Annotated in this window: 4 protein-coding genes and 1 pseudogene; 1 reads left to right on the top strand and 4 read right to left on the bottom strand. The window is 65.2% G+C overall.

Going from position 1 to position 4,602, the window contains the following annotated elements:
- A pseudogene (locus VGH54_RS12010) lies at positions 1 to 112 on the top strand (phosphate ABC transporter, permease protein PstA); the annotation flags it as partial.
- A gap of 12 nt (positions 113 to 124) precedes the next feature.
- Here the strand turns inward: VGH54_RS12010 and VGH54_RS12005 are convergent.
- From VGH54_RS12005 to VGH54_RS11990, 4 genes are all read right to left on the bottom strand, one after another.
- Positions 125 to 2,062, bottom strand: coding sequence for a serine/threonine-protein kinase PknD (locus tag VGH54_RS12005; protein ID WP_331512218.1), 1,938 nt, complete (start codon positions 2,060 to 2,062; stop codon positions 125 to 127).
- Between the two features lie 13 nt (positions 2,063 to 2,075).
- Positions 2,076 to 3,188, bottom strand: coding sequence for a phosphate ABC transporter substrate-binding protein PstS (pstS, locus tag VGH54_RS12000; protein ID WP_331512217.1), 1,113 nt, complete (start codon positions 3,186 to 3,188; stop codon positions 2,076 to 2,078).
- 99 nt (positions 3,189 to 3,287) lie between these two features.
- Entirely contained in the window at positions 3,288 to 4,115 is an 828-nt protein-coding gene (locus VGH54_RS11995) for an alpha/beta hydrolase (protein WP_331512216.1), read from the bottom strand.
- Between the two features lie 9 nt (positions 4,116 to 4,124).
- The coding region (locus VGH54_RS11990) for a cyclase family protein (RefSeq protein WP_331512215.1) at positions 4,125 to 4,602 on the bottom strand (478 nt) is incomplete at its 5' end.

Raw genomic sequence — 4,602 nt, 5'->3', positions numbered from 1 at the left:
CGCCGGCTTCCTCAGAGTTTGGGGCGCGGCACTGACATTGATCCTCGTCGTCGCGGCGGTGTACCTGGTGGCCGCGCTGGGCAACCGGCTGATCGCCCTGCGGCGCCGTTGAGCCGATCCAGGTCTATGCCGAACATCCGGCGACACGGAGCTTGAGCACCCGGTCGTTGCCGCGGTCGGCGACGTACACGTCGCCGTCCTTGTCCAGCGCCAGCTGCAGCGGTGTGTTGAGACCGTTGAGCGCCACCGTAGTTGGGGTATTCGAGCCGGGGGGCAGTTTCAATACCTGATTGTTGTCGTGCTCGCTGACATAGATGTTGCCCGCGCCGTCCACGACGACACCCCAGGGCACCGTGAGCCCGGCGATCGGCAGGACTGTCTGTTCGTTTGAGCCGACGTCCAGCTTCACCACTCTGTTGTTGTCGGAGTCGGTGACGAACACGTTGCCGGCGCCGTCGACCGCAACGCCATCGGGGTTGTTGAGACCGGTGAACGGCAGCACGGTCGGGGTGTTGGTGCCGGCCGGCAATTTCACCACCCGGTCGTTACCCCGGTCGGCGACATACACGCTGCCGGCGGAGTCGACCGCGAGCCCTTCGGGATAGCTGAGGCCGGTAAAGGGCAGCTGCGTCTGGTTATTCGAGCCGGCGGCCATCTTCACCACCCGATGGTTGAAGTCGGTGACATATACCGTGCCCGCCGCGTCAACCGCCACCGCCTGCGGCTGGTACAGGCCAGTAAAGGGCAACACCGTCGGGGTGTCCGACCCCGGCGTCAACTTCACCACCCGGCCGTACATGCCCTGATTGGTCACGTACACCGCGCCGGCGGAATCCACCGCCACCCCGCCGGGTGAGAGACGGAAGTTGAGTCCGTTGAACGGCAGCACGTTTTGTCCGCAGGACTCGGCGGCCGGTCCACCGTGCGGCCGCACCACGTACCCGAACACGGCGACGAGGAGCACCGAGACCGCGCCGACGATCATCCACAACCTGCGTCGGTCGCGCCGTTGCGGCGGAGGGGAACTGAAGTCGGGTTGCTGGGTGGCGTTCGGTCGACCAGGTAGCGAATCGCCGGAGTGATGACCCCAACCGCCGGCACCGGCGGGCGGTACAGACCAACTCCTCGCACCCGCGGCGGCTGCCGCCGGACGAGCCATGGTGTGAGCATTGGCGGCATTCTCGCCGTGCTGCAGAATACTTTCAGCCTGGTGCTGCTCGGACACGGTCAGCGCGTGCAACGCGGCGTTGGCCAATTCACCGGCACTGCGGTAACGATCCTCGGGATTCTTGGCCATTCCTTGGGCGATCACCTGATCGAGGGTCGCCGGAACCTGCCCGGGGCGCAGCTGGCTGGGCCGCGGGGCAGGCTCCATCAGATGCGCGGCAACCAGCCGCTCGATGCTGTCGGCACGGAAAGGCGGTGCCCCGGTTAGACATTCACCCAGAACACATGCCAGCGAATAGATGTCGGAGCGATAGGTGACTTGATGGTCCCTGAACCGCTCGGGGGCCATGTACCTGTACGTTCCCAACGCCATACCGGCTTGGGTCAATCCGGGGTCGGTGTCGGCGCGGGCAATACCGAAATCCAATAGGTAGGCGAAATCATCGCCGGTGATCAGGATGTTCTCCGGCTTCACGTCGCGGTGCGTGACGCCGCCGGCATGCGCGGCGTCCAGCGCGGCAGCGACCTGACGCACGATGGCCACCGCACGTGGCGGACTCATCGGCCCGGTCCGTTTCAGGACGGTGGCTAAGTTGGCGCCGTCGATCAGGCGCATGTCTAGATAGAGCTGCCCGTTGATCTCGCCGTAATCGTGAATGGGCACGACATGCGGGTCGGTCAACCTTCCGGCCGCACCGGCCTCGCGCTGCATCCGGGCACGGAACATCGGGTCGTCGGAGAAGTCCGGCGAGATCAGCTTGAGCGCCACCACCCGGCCCTTGCGAGTGTCCTCGGCCTCGTAGACCTCCCCCATCCCGCCGCGTCCCAGCAGTCGCATCAGCCGATAGGGCCCGAACCAGGACCCGATCTGTGCACCCGGTTGGCTGCCGATCACCGTCGGCGCTCCATCAGGAGATCCCGTTCACGGCCGCCGACAGTTTCGATTGAAACGAGCTCGGCATCGGGATGTAGCCATATTGATCCAAGCCGTCCTGGCCGGCTCCAATCGTGGCTTGCATGAACGCTTTTACCGCCACACCCGTCGCGGAATCCGGGTATTTCGAGCAAACGATTTCATACGTCGCGAGCACGATCGGATAGGCGCCGGCCTGCGATGGCTTGTAGAACGACGACGTGTCGACCACCAGATCGTTACCCTGACCGGCGAACTTCGCCCCGGCGATCGTCTTGCCGACCGAGTCAGGCGTGATCGTCACCGGATCCGGGCCGGCCGACGTGAGGATCTGGGCCATGGTCAACTGGTGGCCCACCGCGAACGACCATTCGTTGTAGGTGATTGACCCGTCGGTTGCCCGCAGAGCCGTCGAGGTCCCTTCATTTCCGCTCGCGCCCTGGCCGACCCCACCGTCGAACGTCTCGTCGGTGCCTTTGCCCCAGGCGCCGCCGGATGCGGCATCGAGGTACTTCTGAAAGTTGTACGTGGTGCCGGATTTATCGTCGCGGAACACCACGTTGATCGGTGTTGCGGGCAGGTTGACATCAGCGTTGAGCGCCTTGATGGCTGGGTCGTTCCAGTCCTTGATGCTGCCGTTGAAGATCTTCGCCGTGGTCGGCCCGTCCAGGTTCAGCGAGGTAACGCCGGTGACGTTGTAGGTGACCGCGATCGGGCCGAACACCGCGGGCAGGTCCCAGGCGGGTGATCCGCAACGCTGTTGGGCCCGGTCGGGTTCGCCCTTTGCTGGGTCCAGTGGTTTGTCGGAGCCGGCCAGATCGGTCTCGTTGTCGACGAACTGCTGCACACCGGCGCCGGACCCGTTTGCGTTGTAGTCCAAGGTGGAGCCCGGGCAGGCCCGGATGTAGGCGTAGACGAACTGCTCGATCGCGTTCTCCTGCGCCGTTGAGCCGCTGGCCTGCAGCTTCTTCTTACCGCCGCAGGTGACGGGTACCGCCGGTGGCCCGGAGGCCGATGTCGAGGTGCTGCCGCTGCTACCGCACGCCGACAGCGCCAATGCGCCCGTGACCAGCAGGCTCAGCGCCGCGATACATCGGCTGGCCTTCACAAAGGCTCCTCTCGACGACGGGCACGACGTTAACAGCAAACCGCGACGAGCTTAATAAAAGATTAACGCCAGCTTTGTGCCGGCTTTGCGTGCACCCGGTCAGACCTCGACAGTTGCCAGAAAGTCCAGCAAAAGCGCATTCATGTCGGCGGGCTGCTCGATCTGCGGGCAGTGCCCCGCAGCATCGATGACGGCCGACCGCCCCTTCGGAAGCCGGTCAGCGATCTCCTTCGCCCATCCGGGCGGCAGCAGTTTGTCGCAGGCACCCTCGACCACCAGTGCCGGAACCGCGACGCGCTGGTAGGCCCGTTTGCTCGACGGCCCCGGCGGCGGTGCCGCGCCCGGCCGCCGGAACCGCGCCGCGGCGAGCGCCTCCCACGCCCCCGGGGCGATGCTGGATTCGTAGCGGCGCTGGACGTAATCCTCGTCGGCCGGATATTTCGGATCGTGGAAGAGCGCCTCGACGATCCGTCCCATGGCCGGCACCGTCGCGTCATAGTCGTACAGCGCGTCCATGTGCTGGTTGCGCTGGATTTCGCCGCCGCCGCAAATGGCCACCAGACTGCGCACCGGCAGCAGCGGAGACTCCGACGTGGCGTCGACGAGCAAGTTGATCGCACCCATCGAGTTGCCGACGAAATGTGCCGAGCCAACGCCGAGTTCGGCGCAGAACCGCGCGATATGCCGTATCCGCATTCCACGGCCGTCGTTGAAGTCGATGACCTTGGCCGACTGTCCGAAACCCAACATGTCCGGGGCTAGCACCCGATAGCGCTCAGCGAGTGCGGGTATCGTTGCTTCCCATCCGATTTCGGCGCTGATCCCGAATTCACCGCCGTGCAGCAGCACCACCGGGTCGCCGCGGCCGGCGTCCAGGTAGCTGGTCGATAGCCCGTCGACCACCACGGTTCTGCGCTGAATCTCCATGGCAGACTCCTACTTGATCGCGATGGGATTCACCGGAGAACCCACCGCACCAACGATTCTCAGCGGCGGCGCGATGAGCTGAAACTCGTACACTCCGTCGGCGGCGCAGTCCGCCGCCAGGGCGGTGAGATCCCAGTACTCGCCGAGCATCAACCCCATATCGCGCAGGCACAGCATGTGCATCGGCAGCATCGTTCCCTTGACACCGGATATCGGGTCTTCGACCATGAGGTTATCGGCGGCCACCGCCGCGACGTCGTGGTCGTGCAGCCAGGACGCACATTGCCAGTCCAGTCCCGAGCCGGGTTCGCTGCCGTTGCCGGTCTCTAAAAACCGTGCCCACCAACCGGTTCTGACCAACACGATGTCGCCGCGCCCGACCGTGACACCCTGCGCCCGCGCCACATCGTCAAGCTCGGCCGGGGTGATCGGGTTGCCGAGTTCGAGGAAGGTCTCGACACCGCGATGACGAACGACGTCCAGCAAC

Source organism: Mycobacterium sp., from assembly GCF_036488105.1.
Taxonomy (GTDB): Bacteria; Actinomycetota; Actinomycetes; order Mycobacteriales; family Mycobacteriaceae; genus Mycobacterium.
Note: the sequence above shows the minus strand (reverse complement) of the source record. Positions and strands in the feature narration are given on the sequence as shown.

Bases quoted from the DNA above. Each gene is read 5' to 3' on its own strand.
- VGH54_RS11995 (WP_331512216.1), bottom strand. From the start codon at position 4,115: ATGGAGATTCAGCGCAGAACCGTGGTGGTCGACGGGCTATCGACCAGC.